This is a genomic window from Thiocapsa bogorovii, assembly GCF_021228795.1.
Taxonomy (GTDB): Bacteria; Pseudomonadota; Gammaproteobacteria; order Chromatiales; family Chromatiaceae; genus Thiocapsa; species Thiocapsa bogorovii.
Genome location: NZ_CP089309.1, coordinates 1,527,885 through 1,545,014 on the forward strand (window position 1 = coordinate 1,527,885; position 17,130 = coordinate 1,545,014).

The following is a 17,130-nucleotide window of genomic DNA, read 5'->3' on the forward strand; positions in this document are numbered from 1 at the left end:
TGCGTCACCACCCGTCGCGGCAGACGCGCCTCGGCTCTGGTCGACAGCACTGCAATGCACCCCGATCCGATGGTGATAACATCCGCTCGGCAGCACAATGAAACGCCGGGATGCGACGAAAGGGTCGGGGGGCTTCCGCCGGCCAAAACGTGCAGGGAACACCCGTTCGGGCGGAGCCCATGTCACGGACGTCTGTCTCGTACCTTGCGGGCAGACCGTCCGGTTTTCCAAGTCAACTGCCCTGTCGAGGATGATGACTCAGCGCAATCGTCGGCGATACGATCAAGGCTCTACCGACCCGAAGAAGGATCCGTCTCGGCGTCTCGGTGCTCGGCTCGGTGCCCGGGGACTCGCCCTGATCGGCGTCGCGACGCTGACGAGCGTCGGCGTCCTCTTGTGGGACGTAAACGCGCAGCTGCGAGCCCTGGGTTCGAATCCGGAGCTCTGGTCCGAGTTCGTTCGATCGGGCCTACCAACGCAGTCTGCGCTCCTGTTCGGCACAGTCGCCATCTCCGTCGTGGGCTCGATTCTTTGGTGGATCCTGAGCAGTCGAGCAACCGGACGCGAGATCGCGTTTTTGACGGAAAGCCGGGCGCGCAACCGGGCGATCGTCGACAACATGGCCGACGGCGCCATTCATATCGACGAGGCCGGCCGGCTTGTCGCCATGAACCGGGTCGCTGAACGCATATTCGGATACGGGACCTCCGAGATCCGCGACAAGCCCATGTCGATCCTTTTCGCCGAGCCCTATCGACGAGAGTACGAAGAGCGGATGCGCAACGCGCACACGCTCGGAGACGCGGACGCCCTGACCGAGATCCGCGAGCTTGACGGGCTTCGCAAGGACGCGACGATCTTCCCGCTCTACCTGGCGATGAGCCGGGTCGATGTCGGCACCAGCCGCGTCTTTACCGCAGTCGTGCGCGATCTCACCGAGACCCGCCGTCAGATGGACGCGCTGGCCCGTGCGCGTGACGAGGCCATGTCCGCGGACCGGGCCAAAAGCGAGTTTCTGGCGATGATGAGCCATGAGATCCGCACCCCGATGAACGGCCTGCTGGGCATGCTCGAGCTGCTGCGCGACAGCCAACTCAGTCGCCAACAACAGGACTTCATCGCCACCGCCGAAAAGTCGGGGGGGCTGCTGCTCACGGTCATCAACGACATCCTGGATTTCTCCAAGATCGAAGCCGGCAAGCTCGATCTGCAGGAGGTCGAGCTGGATCTGCGCAACACCGTCGAGGAGATCACCGGATTGGTCGCCTCGAGCGTGCGTGCGCGACCGATCGAGGTCGCGAGCTTCGTTCATCCGGACGTGCCCCGGCTGCTGTCGGGCGATCCCTATCGCATCCGACAGATTCTCATGAACCTGATGGGGAATGCCGTGAAGTTCACCGACCGCGGCGAGGTGGTGGTGCGCGTGGGTTTGGATCGAAAGACCGCGGAGAACTGTGTGGTCCGATTCGAGGTCTCGGACACCGGGATCGGGATCGATCCGCAGACCATCGAAACCCTGTTTCGTCCCTTCACGCAAGCGGATGCGTCCACGACTCGCCGATTCGGAGGTACCGGGCTGGGTCTCGTCATCTCCAAACGCCTTGCCGTGCTGATGGGCGGCGAGATCGGCGTGGAAAGCACGCCGGGCGTCGGGTCGCGCTTCTGGTTCACGCTGAGCTTGAAAACCACAACCTCGACCCCCGTCTGCGATGAAACGGATCTCAACGGGATCCGCACGCTCATCGTCGACGATAACGCCACCAACCGCCTGATCCTGGAGAATCATCTCGCGCGCTGGGGCGCAAGAACCGAATGTGCGGAAGACGGACCACAGGCATTGGAAGCACTGCAGCGCGGACTCGAGCAGGATCGGCCGTTCGACCTGGCGATCCTCGACATGCAAATGCCCGGCATGGACGGGATCGAGCTGGCGCATCGGATCAAGGGCGACGAGGCATTGAGTGCGACACGGCTGATCATGCTCAGCTCGCTCGGCTATCCGGGACCCGAGGCGCGTCGGGTCGGAATCGAGGTCGCCCTTCTCAAACCGGTTCGCGAGATCCTGCTGCACGATGCGGCCGCCAAGGTCTTGGGGATGTCGCGACCGGATGCCGGCATCGTACCCGTCCCAGCGAAACGCCCCACACGGCGGTTCGATGCACGCGTCCTGGTTGCGGAGGACAACGCCGTCAATCAGAAGGTCGTGACCATGATGTTGCGTCGTTTCGGCATCGAGCCCGGAATCGCACCCGACGGTCAGGCGGCCATCGAGGCCGTTGCGCAAGAGCGGTTCGATCTCATCCTCATGGATATTCAGATGCCGAAACTCAGCGGACACGAGGCGACGCGTCATATCCGAGCGACCGAGCAGGCTCGCGGCGACGGAGAACATACCCCTATCGTCGCCATGACCGCCGGCGTCTCCGAGCGCGATCGCGAAGACTGTTCCGCCGCGGGCATGGACGACTTCATCTCCAAGCCTGCGCAGATCGCCGAGCTCGAGGCCGTCCTGCTGCGCTGGCTACCGGGTCACGTGATCGGACCGATCAGTCATCTCCCCGCTGCGGGTGCAGCTCGCTCGGTGCGGGATCAGCACGGGTAGACGCCCTGTCGATATAGGCCAGCAGCGGCTCCGCGTCCTTACGCTTCTCCGGATCGATCCGGATCGCTTCATCCAGAGCGGCCCGAGCGAGGTCGTAACGCGCGCTGTGCAGATAGGCCACGGACATCCCGACGAAGGCGTTCGCGCTGTTCGGGTCAAGTCTCACGGTCTCGCGAAATTGCTCGATGGCACCTGAATAGTCCTGCTTCATCAGGAGCGCCCCGCCGAGACGCAGCCTGGCCAAGGCGGAGCCCGGATCGGTTGCGACGGCCTCGCGCAGGACGGCGACGGCGGCATCAAGCTCGCCGGCCTGCATCTTGGCCTCACCGTCTAGGATCAAAACATCGACATCGGCGGCGAATGTCGCCGACGAGGCCAGCAACAGGACAAGGAAGACGATCGGAATCGTGCGCATGGACGGCTCTCGGCTGCTGGGCGCTCCGGAGACAGGGGAGCGGAGGTTTAGTGACGATTCAGAAACGAAAGAGAAGACCTTGATTCACGGGTAGGCCGGGGCGAGCTTGCGAAGCCCGGCATCCCCGGCTCAGTCATGTCAGAACGTTGCCGTTGCCGTTCTCGTTGTCGGCGTCGGCGTAATCGAGAACGACAACGACGGCCGTCAATGGGCATCTCGACAGCGCCGCGTGCAGGTCATAAGGGGCGACTTCAGTCGCCCCTCCAGCCGAGCGATCGGCGCCTTACTTGAGCGAACCCTCCCCGTAGCGCGCCTCGAAGCCCTTGCGCACCACCTCGAGCTGCTCCTTGCTCATGCCGTTGAAGTACCAGTCATGCCCATCGATAGGCTGGAAGTATTCCTCCAGCAGGGCGACCGCGAACGCGTCGTTGCCGTCCTTTTTGATCACCACCTCGTTCAGCTCCGGAATCCATTTGAAGTAGGTGTGCTGGGCGACCTCGTACATGCCGTGCCACCAGGTGTAGTCCGGCCCGCTCATGGATGCGCCGTGACGGGCGCGACGTCCCTCGTGGTGCCAGATTTCCCACCAGGTCCACTCGATCTTCTCGTCGAACGGAGCCGGCGTGATATAGCCGCCTTCCTTGAGTCGCTCCATCATGGCCGCGATGGGTATGGCAAACTTGTCGTTGTAGAGGTCGACCACATCATCGAACTGCTTGTAGTGGCCCGTGATCACGCTCTCGGCATGACAGCCGAAGCAGACCTTTTCCATCTTGGCGCGCCGATCCTTCCAGGTCAGCACCTCGACAACCGTAGACCCTTTGGCCTCGTCTCCGACCGCGGGGATCTCTTGACCCTCGGGCACATCGAACTCTTGGCCGTTCTCGAGCTTGACCAGATTGATCTTGGTCGAGATCGGCGGACGCAGCGTCCAGGAGATGCGCTCGCCGACGTTGTGCGTCGCCCCGATCCCCGGTCCGGCACTCATGTGGCAGGTCGCGCAGGTGGGTGCGGCCGAGTAATCGACACCGGCGACCCACTTGCGTGAATCCAGATTCATCTCGTCGACCTTGGCGCGGTAGATAATGCCGTGTTTGGATTCGTTGTAAACCTCGATCTGAGGATGATCCGGTCCGACATGGCATTTGCCGCAGGTATCGGGCGTGCGGGCTTGCGCACGCGAGAAACGATGCCGTCCATGACAGGCCGTGCAGGACCCGAGGCTGCCGTCCGGGTTGATCCGGCCGATACCCGTGTTGGGCCAGGTACCGGGTGTCGGCCGGCCCTTGTTCTTGCCTTCGGTGTAGAACGCCAACTCGCCGCCGTGACATTGTTTGCAGCCGGCGTTGACGGCGGCAGGACCGCCGATGACTTCGCCGAGCAGGTTGTCCAGGGACCCCAGGATCTGACCGGCCTTGGCGTGATGGGAGCCGTCCATCTCCTCGAACTCGGTTTGATGGCAGGTCGAGCAATTCTTCGGCGTCACCACGATGGAGATGAACTGCCCCTCGTGCTTGAAGGCATCGACCGCGCCCTCTTCACGCTGATGGCAATCCAGACAGTTCACGCCGGCCTGGCCGTGCGCACTGTGGTTCCACTCCCAGTAGAGGCCCGGGTTCTCGGTCATATGACAATCCACGCACTCTTCACCGCGTGGGTCGCCCCAATCGACCCCTGCCTCTCCGCTTGGACGTGCGGCATCGACGGTCGTTGCCAGGGCAAGAAGCCCGATGGCGAGACCGAATCGGGTGAGATCGACCCGACCCGGACCCGCGGGACTCGGTCCGCGAGGATGTTGCTTCATAGTGCACTCCGGATTCTTTGTTATGGACCCCGTCCCTGGGCCAGTCGGCGAGCTCTCGCGCTGACGACCCTCGCCTGATCGACCGACATGCCGAGAAAACACAGGTGCTCATCGGTCTTGGCGATCATCCCTATCGCCTTGGACGATGCCGAGGGGACCTCCGGGCGGCCTTGATGTAAGTCAAATTTCGCCGGCGGTTGATGGATGATTGATCTTTGTCAATGTCCCTGTCTTTGATCTGACTTTCCCTGGAGAGACCGCCACCGCGCGGCCGATTTCACCTGAGCGATTCGAAAGATACGGGGAAACACCATGCCTTCAGCACGACCAACCTTTTCGACACGCCGTCTTGCCCTGTTCGGCTTGATCGGACTTGCGCTGGTCGGGGCGTCGCGGGCGGCGAATGTCCAACCGAGCGCTCAGCCGGACGTTGATCCGGCGGCCGGACAACAGATCGACGCGTCGCGTCTTCAAGCGCTGGAGCAGCGTGTGGAGGATCTGGTGCGGCGTCTGGAACGCCTGGAATCCGCGCCGAGCTCGGGGGCGTCGACGCCGGCAACATCCAAGACCGGAGATATCCACTGGACCTTCGATGCCGCACTGAGCCGAAGTCCGTTCAACGTGACGCACCAGAGCTTCGATCGAGGGTCCGGGCGGTTCGACATCCTGCTCAAGATCGTCGACCCGCTTCCGGATCCGCTACCCTGGCAGATAGCGATCGGTGCAGAGGTACCCGTCGTCGCCCGAATCGGACTCGCGGACGGCACCGCAAGCGAGGGCCTCGTGTTCCGCTTGGCCCGGGGACCGCGGCTCGACCCGGGCGCCATCCTGCACCTCGAGGCGTACGTCCCGATCGAGCAGGCCGGGGCGATCAGCGGCCTGTCGGTCGAAATGGGTCGGGAGTGAGCAAGTCCGGGATCCGGACGACGTCGCGCGGCGACCGGCCTAAACCGAGCCCGGTGCGGTATGCGTCGTTTGTTGGTTGGCCTGGCCGCGCCAGGACCGACAACTGTCGAAGCTGACGCGGTCTAATGCGTGCCGAGACGACGCGTTTTGACCAGATCGCCGCGATAGTCGACGAAGTCCATCATGTGCGCCCCGAGACGCGCGGCGTAGTCCTGGGGTGACGGCGTAGCGTGTGGGTCGATCTGGCGGTCGTGGGCCAGATCCGGCTCGACCATCTCGACGGTGACATAGGCAAGCAGCCCCTCGGCGATCAGATTGGCGGCCTCGCATTGCCACTGAGGGCGCTCTCGGTCTAAGAGCACCTGCTGATCCTCGCCGAGGGTACCGGCGCGCAACGCCGTCCAGCTGTCGATCAAGAGCCGGATCAGATCGTCTTCGTTTGATTCAATGTCGTTCATCGTGCTCCGAGGTGTGAGCTGTTCGAGGCCGCCCCCTCTCGCTCGAATCCGCAAAGCGGCCTGAGACGGCCACATCGGTTTCGATCGTCTTTCGAAGGCAGCTGCTTCAAAACGACCTTGAGTGCGCGTCAGGCTCCCGCACCGACCAAGGCCGGTCCGGCTGCGGCGATGACGACGGTCGCCAACCCAAGGCCCAGATTGACGGCCATCAAGCCGCGGATCCACCCGAATGCAGACGCGGCCTTCGTCCAGTCGGCCGCGGCAACGCTACCCTGCATTCGGCGGAACGGCATGAAATAGATCACGGCAAAGATCAGCGTCATGATCAGGGCGATGCCCATCATGGCGTGGACATAGAGACCGGCCTTTGCGCCCATCACACCGAGGAACACCCAGAGTCCGCTCAACCAAAGGACCGCGATCGAGCCCCAGACCCAAGGAAAAAAGCGCTGAAAGACGCCAAGTGCGACGCGCAGGCGGGGCTGAGGATCCAATGCCTCTTTGAGCGTCGGGCGCAGGGCGAAGTGGGCGAAGAACATCCCGCCGACCCAGACAAGGCCGGCGGCTTGGTGCAGAGCGATCGGGATCGCGATTTGGAGATCCATGAGCATGATCCTGGTGGTCAATGGGCCTGGTCGTTGTTGAAACCCGGCAAGCGACGAAGGCGACACCCCGCCGCGGGGCGGGACGCGTTCGATCGGCGCAAGGCGGCGATCGAGGGTCCTCAGAAACGCGCGACCCTCCGAGTCAGTCTCCCGCAGCATCCGGGTCCATCAGGACGTCTGTCCTGCCCAGTCCCGCAACCCGAGCGACCGGCAGATCCGCACCGCAACGCCATGCCGCAAGTGCATCGCGTTTGCCGACGCCGGTCACCAGGATCAAACGCTCCGGGGCGGCCGCAAGGGACAAGGGGGTCAGGGTCACTCGATCCGGCGGCGGTTTTGGGGCCCCGTGCACCGGGGCCGCGCGCACAGTCGCCGGGGTCGCATGACCGGGGAAGAGGCTCGCGGTGTGACCGTCCTCGCCCATGCCCAACAGGATCAGATCGAAGGGCATCCAATCGGCGATCAGCGCGTTGTAGCGGTCCGCCGCCGACTCTGCCCCCGACTCCGCGGAAATCCAATGCAGATTCTCCGACGGAAGGGCAACACGCTCCGTCAGGGCCAAAGCGATCGCGCGACTGTTGCGCTCCGGGTCCTCGGTCGGAAGACAGCGCTCGTCGCCGAGAAAGAGATGCCAATGCGCCCAGTTCTCGGGCCGGTGGACCAAACGCTCGTAAGCGGCCAGGGGCGTGCGCCCGCCGGCCAAAACGCACAGAAATCGCCCGCGCGCGTGGATTGCACGGCGCGCCGCGTCGCTGATTCGGCGTGCCGCTTCCTCGGCCACGGCATCCGCCGATTCGAGACGAATGAAGTGGATCATCTGCTCGCCCATGGCACTTTGCCCCCTCCGACCGGTAAACTGGCGGCGTTCTCTCAACTCGACCGATGCCGCCCGTCACGACCCCATGAAGATCCTCCTGATCGACGACTCCAGAGTCACGCGATACGCCTTGCGCATCGAGCTGAAGAATCGCGGTATCGACGTCGATACGGCCGACTCCGCGGAGGCGGCCTTGGAGATACTCAAGAGCCGCGTCCCGGACGCCATTTTCATGGATCATATCATGCCGGGTTTGAACGGCTTGGAGGCCCTGGAGATCATCCGCGCGGACCCGGACACGGCCCATGTGCCGATCGTGCTCTGCACCTCGCAAGAGGACAGCGACTTCGCCGCGGCGGCCCGAAAAAAGGGCGTGCTCACCGTCCTGCCCAAATCGCTCGCCGCCGAACGGCTCCCCGAGGTCCTCGAATGCGTGCGCGCGGCGGTCGAGAACGAGACGCCGGCCCCGCGCGATCAGGTTCCGCAGTCCGCCAACTCCATCCCGGCCCCACCCTCCCCGCTCGAACCGCCGAGCCAAGCCGAGCTGATCGCATTGATCGACGAACGCATGGAGGCCGGCCTGAACAAGCGCCTGACGAACCTGGTGGAATCTCTGCGACGCGACCTCACCGAGATCTTGATCGCCGAGACACGGCATCTCGTCGACGAGCGCCTCGGCGAGACGCTCGCGGCACGCGCTGCTGTGCCACCCTCGGCAACCCCGCAGGATCTTCGCGATCTCGAGACGCGCCTGATCCGCGAGATCCTTCCGGACTTGATCGGGGATCGTGTCTCCGCGGCGCTTGCACACCAACACCCCGAGATCCTCGAGGGGTCGAGGCAATCGCTTCCCGACGCGGCGCAACAGCCGACAGCGGGGAGCGACGGGGTCGGATTCGGCGAGCGTGCACCTTCACGACCGCAGGCCGGGCGCCGCAGCAGCGCCTCCGACATGGAGGTCGCCGATGCAGCAAACCGTCTGCGCGACATGGCCACGACCGCCCTACAATCGTTGCGCGCGGCCATCAAGCGTCACGACCGCTGATTTTGTCCTCCTCGACCCGCGCCCCAGCCGACGGACGGGTCAGCTGCGCGGATCCTCGTCGTTTTCTCCTGTAGCCTCGTCCGAGGGGTCATCGTCCGGGCGACGCCGATCCCGTCGGGCGGCGATAAATTGGGAGTAGACCAACCAGGCGGCGAGTGCCATGAAGCCGTAGAACTCGATCGCCTTCAGTGCATGTCCGTCCATTCGATGTCCCCCGCTCAGGATGGCCCAGGTTCGTTGAAGGCTGCAGGAAACGAACCGCTGCAAGCCCGTTGTCGCCGCCGCAGGGGCGCTCAGCGGCACCTCGCGTTCATCCGAGTCTTTTACTATGCTGGCACGACCGACGACGGACACACGGAGAACCCCATGACGACAAGCAACCTCTCCACGACCGAAATCGACGCCAAGCCGCTGCCCCCCGACGTTGTGACCAAGATCGATGCTTACTGGCGCGCCTGCAACTATTTGGCCGCCGGCATGATCTATCTGCAGGATAACCCGCTGCTGCGCGAACCGCTCGCCGAGGGCCATCTCAAGAAACGCCTGCTCGGTCATTGGGGCTCGAGTCCCGGCCTTTCCTTCATGTATGTGCACCTCAACCGCATCATCCGGGAACATGCACAGGAGGCGATCTTCCTCGCCGGCCCGGGCCACGGCGCGCCGGGCGTCCTTGCTCCAGTCTACTTGGAGGGCACCTACTCCGAGATCTACCCCAACAAGAGCGAGGATGAAGAAGGCATGCGCGCCTTCTTCAAACAGTTCTCCTTCCCGGGCGGCATCGGCTCGCACTGCACACCGGAGACGCCGGGTTCCATCCACGAGGGTGGCGAGCTGGGCTACTCGATCTCGCACGCCTTCGGTGCCGCCTTCGACAATCCGAACCTCTTGGTCGCGGTCGCCGTAGGCGACGGCGAGGCCGAGACGGGACCGCTCGCGACGTCGTGGCATTCAAGCAAGTTTCTCAATCCCATCCGCGACGGCGCGGTGCTGCCGATCCTCCATCTGAACGGATACAAGATCAACAACCCGACTCTGCTCGCACGCATCCCTCGCGAGGAGCTTGCCGAGTTGATGCGCGGCTACGGCTGGACGCCGTACTTTGTCGAGGGCGACGACCCGATGGTGCTGCATCAAACGATGGCGGCAACGCTGGATGCCTGCCTCGCGCAAATCCGCTCCCTTCAGCAAGAGGCCCGCGCGAGCGGCAAGGCGACGCGCTGCCATTGGCCCATGATCGTACTGCGCACGCCGAAGGGCTGGACCGGCCCCGCCGAGGTCGACGGCAAGAAGGTCGAGGGCTTCTGGCGTGCGCATCAAGTGCCGCTGTCGGGCATGCACAACAACCCTGCGCATCTCAAGCAGCTCGAAGGTTGGATGCGCAGCTACAAACCGGAAGAGTTGTTCGACAGCACCGGCAAACTGATCCCGGAGCTCCGCGCGCTTGCACCCGAGGGGACCCTGCGTATGAGCGCCAACCCGCACGCGAACGGCGGTTTGCTGCGCAGGCCCTTGCGAATGCCCGACTTCCGCGAGTACGCCCTGGATGTCGCCGAGCCGGGTAAGATCCGCGCGATGAATACCAAGCCGACGGGCGCCCTGCTGCGCGACGTGATGGCGAAGAACATGGATAATTTCAGGGTCTTCGGCCCGGACGAGAATACCTCGAACAAGCTCGACGCCGTCTACGAGGTCTCCAAAAAGCTCTGGCTCTGCGACTACAAACCCGAGGATGCCGACGGCGGCGAGCTCTCGCCGGACGGGCGCGTGCTCGAGATGCTCTCCGAGCACACCTTGGAGGGCTGGTACGAAGGCTATGTCCTGACCGGTCGACACGGCTTTTTCGCAACCTACGAGGCCTTCGTCCATGTCATCGACAGCATGTACAACCAGCACGCCAAGTGGCTGGCGATCTGCGAGGAGATCCCCTGGCGGGCACGTATTTCCTCTCTAAACCTCTTGATCACCTCGACAGTCTGGCGCCAGGACCACAACGGCTTCACCCATCAGGATCCGGGTTTCCTGGATGTCGTCGTGAACAAGAATCCGCAGGTGACCCGCATCTATCTACCCCCGGACGTCAACACACTGCTCTCGACGGTCGACCACTGCCTGCAGAGCCGCGACGACATCAACGTGATCGTGGCCGATAAACAGAACCATCTCCAGTATCTGGACATGGACGCCGCCATCAAGCATTGCACCAAAGGCATCGGCATTTGGGATTGGGCCAGCAACGATCAGGGCGTGGAGCCGGACGCGGTGATGGTCGGCTGCGGGGACATCCCGACCAAGGAGGCACTGGCCGCCACTGCTCTGCTTCGCGAGCACTTCGCCGACATACGACTGCGGTTCATCAACGTCGTGGACCTCTTCCGCATGCAACCCGCGGGGGAGCATCCGCACGGGCTCAACGATCAAGACTTCGACAGCCTCTTCACCAAAGACCGCCCGATCATCTTCAGCTTCCACGGCTATCCTTGGTTGATCCATCGCCTCGCCTATCGCCGCACCAACCATAAGAACCTGCACGTGCGCGGCTACAAGGAAAAGGGCAATATCAACACGCCGCTGGAGCTCGCGATCGAGAACGAAATCGACCGCTTCAGTCTCGCGATCGACGTCATCAAGCGGGTCCCCCGCCTGCAGATCACGGGTGCGCATGTGAAGGAAAAGCTGCGCGACATGCAGATCGACTGCAGAAATTACGCACATGAGCATGGAATCGACAAGCCCGACGTCGATGACTGGATTTGGCCCTTTTAAACCGCGCCAGCTCCAGCAGACGTCAAGTCTGCCGGGGCCGATCCCATCCAAACACATCGCATGCCGCGCTGGGCGCGGTTTAAGCCCCAAACGCTGCCCTGCCGACGAGACGCCGCCATGAACACCGCAGTCGCCCCCGAAACCGAGACCCCAACCGAGGTCCCGGCCGCAACCCCCGAGCACACCCGCACCGGTATGTCGAAGGCGTCTCTGAAGCAGGCCTACATCGACAATCTCTTCTATATCCAAGGGCGCTTCCGCGAAGTCGCCACGCCGCACGACCTCTACATGGCCGCCGCCTATACGGTGCGCGATCGCATGCTGGACCGCTGGGTGAAGTCGGCTCAGATCTACAAGACATCCCATGCGCGCACCGTCTGTTATCTCTCGGCGGAGTATCTGCTCGGGCCGCAACTGGCCAACAATCTCGTGAATCTCGGGATCTCGGAGATCGCCCAGCGTGCGGGCGAGGAGCTGGACCTCGATTTCGAAGCCATCCTGGAGGAGGAGGAGGAGCCGGGTCTGGGCAACGGCGGGCTCGGTCGGTTGGCCGCCTGCTATATGGATTCACTGGCGACGGTCCAGATTCCCGCAATCGGCTACGGCATTCGCTACGAGTTCGGCATCTTCGACCAGGTGATCGAAGACGGCTGGCAGGTCGAATGCAGCGACACCTGGCTTCGCAACGGCAACCCCTGGGAGATCCCGCGACCCAAGATCAGCTTCCCGGTGATGTACGGCGGTCACACCGAGCACTATCGCGATCACGCGCAACGCACGCGTGTGCGCTGGGTTCCGGACATGGTCATCAGCGGCGTCGCCTTCGACACACCCGTTCTGGGTTACGGGGCCGGCAATGTGAATCTGCTGCGTCTCTGGAAAGCGGAGGCACCCGAATCGTTCGACTTCCAAGTCTTCAATGTCGGGGACTACTACGGCGCGGTCCGCGCCAAGATCGAGGCGGAAACCATCTCGAAGGTGCTCTATCCGAACGACGAGCCCGAGGTCGGGAAGGAGCTGCGCCTGAAGCAACAGTATTTCTTCGTGTCCTGCTCGATTCAGGACATGATCCGGCTGCATCTGAACACGGTCGGCCCGCTCGACACCTTCCACGAAAAGTTCGTCGCCCAGCTCAACGACACCCATCCGGCAATCGCCGTCGCCGAGCTGATGCGCCTGCTCATGGACGATCACGAGATGCCCTGGGATGCCGCTTGGAGCATCACCCGCGAGACCTTCTGCTACACCAACCATACCCTGCTGCCCGAAGCACTCGAGACCTGGTCCGTCGCCCTCTTCGAGCGCCTCCTACCCCGCCATCTGGAGATCATCTACGAGATCAACCGGCGCTTTCTCGACGAGGTACGCATGCGCTATCTCGGCGACGAAGAACGCGTCGCGCGGATGTCTTTGATCGACGAGTCGGATGGACGGCGGATCCGGATGGCGCACCTTGCCGTGGTCGGCAGCCGCGCAGTCAACGGGGTTGCCGCGCTGCATTCGGAGCTCATCAAGACGACGATCCTCAAGGATTTCTACGAGATGTCTCCGGAGCGCTTCTACAACGTCACCAACGGTGTGACGCCGCGTCGCTTCATCGTGGTCAGCAATCCCCGTCTGGCCAGCCTGATCACCGAGATGTGCGGGAATGACCGCTGGATCCGGGATCTCGGCTGCCTACGCGACCTGGAGGCTCACGCCGACGACTCCGGGCTCCAGGCACGTTGGCGCGAGGTCAAGACCGCCGCCAAGCGCGACTTGGCGCTCTGGCTGAAACGCCATGCCGGCGTGCTCCTCGATCCGCAGACCATGATGTTCGACATCCAGGCCAAGCGCATGCACGAGTACAAGCGTCAGCACCTGAACGTCCTGCACATCATCCGCGTCTATCAGCGCCTGAAGCAGAGCCCGAATCTCGGCATGGTGCCGCGTGCCTTCATCTTCGGCGGCAAGGCAGCCCCCGGCTATTACATGGCGAAACTGATGATCAAGCTCATCAACGCGGTCGCCGAGGTCATCAACAACGACCCGCAGGTCAACGGATTTATCCGCGTCGCCTTCATGCCGGACTTCAACGTCAAAAACGGGCAACGGCTCTACCCGGCCGCGGATCTCTCCGAGCAGATCTCGCTCGCCGGCAAGGAGGCATCCGGAACCGGAAACATGAAATTCTCGATGAACGGTGCGCTCACGGTCGGCACGCTCGACGGTGCCAATATCGAGATCCGCGAAGAGGTCGGCGCCGAGAACTTCTTCCTGTTCGGCATGACCGCCGAGGAGGTCCGTCACAGGCAGGCCGAGGGCTACCGGCCTTGGGATTATTATCACGGCGACGACGAGCTGAAATCGGACATCGACCTCATCGCCTCGGGACTCTTCTCGCACGGCGACACCAATCTCTTCCGCCCATTGACGGAGCACCTGATCAATCAGGATCCTTTCATGGTCTTGGCCGACTACCGCGCCTATCTGGACTGCCAGGACAAGATCAGCGAGGTCTATGCCCGGCCCGCCGATTGGGATCGTATGTCGATCCTCAACGTCGCGCGGATGGGGAAATTCTCCTCGGATCGGTCGATTCGCGACTATGCGCAGCGGATTTGGAGGATCGAGCCGATGCCCATCGGGAGCTGATCACTCTCCTTCACGCTGAAATGAGGCACCTCGGCGTCGAAGCAGTCTGTTTCGGTCTCTCATTGATCCAGGACAAAAAAACTCGGAACAGCCCAACTCGCCGATAGCCATAGCTCGGACCCCTCTGCATACTGACGCGAACACGCACACCCCAAAACAAGACGACGAGCATGGATCATGGATAGGCTCAACAAGGTCGCCGACGTCGCGCATGGATCGCTTCTCTGCACACCAGACGCCTCCACGCACCGGCGCAGGGCATTGCGTTCGACACCTTTATTCATGGGGCCGTCTTCCTCGGATCGGGCTCGGTTGCGCGGAACTGTCGCCGACGTTTCGGCGCGGCGGAGATCGCGCGATACCCGACTGTCGAACAACGCAGCCGGCGCCCGAAGGCACATCCTCGATCACCCCTCTTCTTCCCGACTCGCGGCCACTTCCGAACACACTGCAGCGCACCCGATTCCCCGAGCCGACGTTTGCTCGCCGACGTCCCGGCGGCCGCACCGGATATCGCCGCGCAGTGGGCAGTCTCGCATGCCGCCCGTCGAGGGCGGATGATTCGCGCACCCAAGGATTTAAACCACCAACCAAGCAAGGAGCAAGGCGATGACTGCAAAACCCAAGACACTCGTCGATATCACGGTCTTGATGGACGCACTCAACAACGACCAGGAAACGGGAAACGCATCGAGCGCTATCCTCGCGCTCGCCGCGAAAAGACGGATTCAAGGCTTTGTCTGCGCCTCGGCCATCGATCCGCTGCACACCGAGCTTGCCCGCAGTCAGGGCGCAGACTACGCGCGATCGACCATCCAGCGCATCTGCGCAATCCTGGCGGTCGCCCCGGTCGATGCCGGGGTGATCGACGCCGCAATCGGGCTCGGCTGGCGGCATCTCGATGATGCCCTCACCTTCGAGAGCGCACGCCGGATGGGACTCGACTACCTCGTCACGTTCAACGGTCCCGATTTCGACGATCCGTCGGTCACCGTTCAGGCACCCGAGGAGTTTATGCAATCCCTCGAACAAAGACCCTAAGATCCGAAAGGGTTGGCGAACCGCAACGGTACAACCCGATCCGGATCCACGCAGCCGAGGGGCCGGAGTGCCCTCACTCCGAGCAGTCGCTGACCGCCAACTCGCAGTCCGCGGATCCGGTCTCGCAGAAGTCCAAGCAGGTGAACAACCGTCCTTCGAAGGCCGCATCGACCGCGACATGTCCGGATTCTGCACGCACTTCGAATCCGGGCTGCGTGGGCGGTTGGTGTTGCACGAGGGCGAGCCGATCGGCCGGGTAAGACACATCCAACACGACCTGCATGGGGTAGTAGCCGTCGAGAAAGCGGCGCATGTAGGGACCGTTGCGCAGCCGGTAACGCCCGTCGCCGAGCGCGAACAGGGCCCGACTTTCAGCGCGGATGCAGAGCGTCGCCTCAGGCGCGATATCCGTGAGCTGGACCGAGTGACCTTCCACCCAGGCACGCCCGATCCCCTGCGCACTGACCACCTCCAGACCGCGGATCCGCTCGGCGCTGAAGAGGATCTGTGCTGCGCGGACCGCGTCGAGGTTCTCGTGGCATTGGCTCAGCTCGATCCAACCCTCGCGCAGACTCTCCGGTCCGATGCGGATCCGATTGACGTGCCGATGCGTCTCGGCGGCACGCTCGTGACCGACAAACCGAAGCTCGCCGTCACTGACCGCAGCGATACGGGCCTCGAGGTCCATCTCCGGCCATTCCGCTTCATCCGGGAACGCGGTCTCGGCGAGCGCATCTTCGGCAAACGAGGGTCCCGGCGCCAGCCCCCACGACAAGATTGCGAAGAAGCAACTCAGCGGCGCGAACGAACGCGCGCGCGCGCGGAGCCGTAATTCGGTGGTCGGGTTCATGCGTCGCAACATGCTCGCTCCTCAGCGTACGGGGATGTCGAAATAGGTCTCGGGATAGGGCTCGTCGACCAACGTGTAGTGCCACCATTCCTCGGCGAGGTTGCGGAAGCCCTCCTCGCTCATGGAGGATTTCAGCAACAGGCGATTCGCCATTGCCTCGCCCGTGATGGACGGGTTCAATGTATGTGAGAGCGGACTGAAGCAATCGAAACCCGTGCCCATGTCGACACTGTTGTCCGCGAAACGCTCCGAAGCCGGGTTTTCGCACGAACGCAGAGGTGCAGCGGGATCGAACTCCGGTTGATCGGGTGTGGGCACGGGAACGATGGTCAGATCGACCGTACTGCCGCGTGAATGTCCCGAGCGGGCCGCAATATAGCCGTCGCCGAACAGCGCAGCCTTTTCGACATGCGGATAAAATTCGGCCTTCATGCGTTGGTCGTCGAGATCCTCGGCCCAGGCGACGAACTGGTCGACGGCACGCTGCGGGCGGTAACAATCGTAGAGCTTGAGCGACATATCTTGACGGCGTAGCTTCCTCTGCACCCCGGCCAGGGCAGCTGCGGCCCGATGGGTCAATAGACAGGTGGGGGTCTCGTAGCCGTCGATCGGGCGACCGATGAAATTGTGCGCCGTGGCATAGCGGATATCGAGCACCACATCCGGAATCACATCGCGGATGTCGACCAGATCGGGCTCGACGAGTACGGATGACTCGGCAAACACCGAGATCGAGGCCGACGTCAAGACCGACGTCGCCAGCAACGCACTGGCCAGCCTCTGAAAAAAAGCCTTTCGCATTCCCTAACCCTCCACCGCTTTGTAAAATGCGCCGGCGTGCCGGGCGGCCAAGCCCGATCGCGACGCCCGCGCGTCCGCGTTACCCCTCATCCGGCCCGTTCAGCTTGACCCGTCCAGGCCGGCCGGACGATTCGGTATTCGATCACTATACTGCTCAAACATGCCCGACCGACATTCGGCGAAGGACGATGCACCGTACGACATTGCTGCGGCAACGCCTGCTTCTCCTCTTTCTAGCCGGAATGCTGTTCCTGTTCTCGCCGCTCGTGCTGCAGTTCGAAACGCTCGGGCGCTGGCTCGGGGTCCCCGCCCTCTTCGTCTATCTCTTCCTGACTTGGGCAGCTTTGATCGGCGCCGCGGCCTGGATCGTCTCGCGGACACGCGATTGA

At 63.1% G+C, this 17,130-nt stretch carries 15 protein-coding genes; 7 read left to right on the forward strand and 8 right to left on the reverse strand.

All coding sequences use genetic code 11. The features are described from left to right. Nucleotides 1–253: 253 nt before the first annotated feature. Nucleotides 254–2,602, forward strand: coding sequence for a response regulator (locus tag LT988_RS06860; RefSeq protein WP_232409459.1), 2,349 nt, complete (start codon nucleotides 254–256; stop codon nucleotides 2,600–2,602). Here the strand turns inward: LT988_RS06860 and LT988_RS06865 are convergent. Together LT988_RS06865 and LT988_RS06870 are read right to left on the reverse strand one after the other, a co-directional pair. After that, entirely contained in the window at nucleotides 2,547–3,017 is a 471-nt protein-coding gene (locus LT988_RS06865) for a tetratricopeptide repeat protein (RefSeq protein WP_232409460.1), read from the reverse strand. The two genes, LT988_RS06860 and LT988_RS06865, sit on opposite strands and share 56 nt — an antisense overlap. Nucleotides 3,018–3,300: 283 nt before the next feature. Further along, complete coding sequence (locus LT988_RS06870; RefSeq protein ID WP_232409461.1) at nucleotides 3,301–4,821, reverse strand: multiheme c-type cytochrome; 1,521 nt, start codon at nucleotides 4,819–4,821, stop codon at nucleotides 3,301–3,303. A 312-nt stretch (nucleotides 4,822–5,133) separates the two neighbouring features. On the opposite strand from LT988_RS06870, the gene LT988_RS06875 reads away from it, so the two are divergent. Beyond that, nucleotides 5,134–5,727 carry a hypothetical protein gene (locus LT988_RS06875; protein ID WP_232409462.1) on the forward strand — a complete coding sequence of 198 codons (594 nt, stop codon included), beginning with the start codon at nucleotides 5,134–5,136 and terminating at the stop codon, nucleotides 5,725–5,727. Nucleotides 5,728–5,849: 122 nt separating this feature from the next. On the opposite strand, the gene LT988_RS06880 is transcribed toward LT988_RS06875, so the two are convergent. From LT988_RS06880 to pgl, 3 genes are all read right to left on the reverse strand, one after another. Beyond that, nucleotides 5,850–6,185 (reverse strand): hypothetical protein, encoded by a 336-nt coding sequence (locus LT988_RS06880; RefSeq protein ID WP_232409463.1) that lies wholly within the window; start codon nucleotides 6,183–6,185, stop codon nucleotides 5,850–5,852. Between the two features lie 128 nt (nucleotides 6,186–6,313). After that, nucleotides 6,314–6,790, reverse strand: a complete 477-nt coding sequence (locus tag LT988_RS06885; protein ID WP_232409464.1) for a CopD family protein — start codon at nucleotides 6,788–6,790, stop codon at nucleotides 6,314–6,316. Between the two features lie 142 nt (nucleotides 6,791–6,932). Beyond that, a complete protein-coding gene (gene pgl / locus LT988_RS06890) occupies nucleotides 6,933–7,619 on the reverse strand; it encodes a 6-phosphogluconolactonase (RefSeq protein ID WP_232409465.1) in 687 nt (228 codons plus the stop codon). 73 nt (nucleotides 7,620–7,692) lie between these two features. On the opposite strand from pgl, the gene LT988_RS06895 reads away from it, so the two are divergent. After that, nucleotides 7,693–8,652 (forward strand): response regulator, encoded by a 960-nt coding sequence (locus tag LT988_RS06895; RefSeq protein WP_232409466.1) that lies wholly within the window; start codon nucleotides 7,693–7,695, stop codon nucleotides 8,650–8,652. Nucleotides 8,653–8,691: 39 nt separating this feature from the next. Here LT988_RS06895 and LT988_RS06900 read toward each other — a convergent pair whose 3' ends face one another. Then, nucleotides 8,692–8,856, reverse strand: a complete 165-nt coding sequence (locus LT988_RS06900) for a hypothetical protein (RefSeq protein ID WP_232409467.1) — start codon at nucleotides 8,854–8,856, stop codon at nucleotides 8,692–8,694. Nucleotides 8,857–9,018: 162 nt separating this feature from the next. Between LT988_RS06900 and LT988_RS06905 the strand changes: the two genes are divergently transcribed. The 3 genes from LT988_RS06905 to LT988_RS06915 all read left to right on the forward strand — a co-directional run bounded on the left by LT988_RS06905 (nucleotide 9,019) and on the right by LT988_RS06915 (nucleotide 15,090). Then, on the forward strand, nucleotides 9,019–11,415 hold the full coding sequence (locus tag LT988_RS06905; RefSeq protein WP_232409468.1) for a phosphoketolase family protein: 2,397 nt from the start codon (nucleotides 9,019–9,021) through the stop codon (nucleotides 11,413–11,415). Nucleotides 11,416–11,532: 117 nt separating this feature from the next. Beyond that, the gene (locus LT988_RS06910) at nucleotides 11,533–14,049 is read left to right on the forward strand and encodes a glycogen/starch/alpha-glucan phosphorylase (RefSeq protein WP_232409469.1); all 2,517 of its coding nucleotides are present in this window, start codon (nucleotides 11,533–11,535) and stop codon (nucleotides 14,047–14,049) included. 609 nt (nucleotides 14,050–14,658) lie between these two features. Further along, nucleotides 14,659–15,090 (forward strand): type II toxin-antitoxin system VapC family toxin, encoded by a 432-nt coding sequence (locus LT988_RS06915; RefSeq protein ID WP_232409470.1) that lies wholly within the window; start codon nucleotides 14,659–14,661, stop codon nucleotides 15,088–15,090. 73 nt (nucleotides 15,091–15,163) lie between these two features. On the opposite strand, the gene LT988_RS06920 is transcribed toward LT988_RS06915, so the two are convergent. Together LT988_RS06920 and LT988_RS06925 are read right to left on the reverse strand one after the other, a co-directional pair. Next, entirely contained in the window at nucleotides 15,164–15,940 is a 777-nt protein-coding gene (locus tag LT988_RS06920; RefSeq protein ID WP_232409471.1) for an alpha/beta hydrolase, read from the reverse strand. A gap of 21 nt (nucleotides 15,941–15,961) precedes the next feature. Then, entirely contained in the window at nucleotides 15,962–16,741 is a 780-nt protein-coding gene (locus LT988_RS06925) for a M15 family metallopeptidase (RefSeq protein ID WP_232409472.1), read from the reverse strand. A gap of 188 nt (nucleotides 16,742–16,929) precedes the next feature. On the opposite strand from LT988_RS06925, the gene LT988_RS06930 reads away from it, so the two are divergent. Beyond that, entirely contained in the window at nucleotides 16,930–17,130 is a 201-nt protein-coding gene (locus LT988_RS06930; RefSeq protein WP_232409473.1) for a hypothetical protein, read from the forward strand.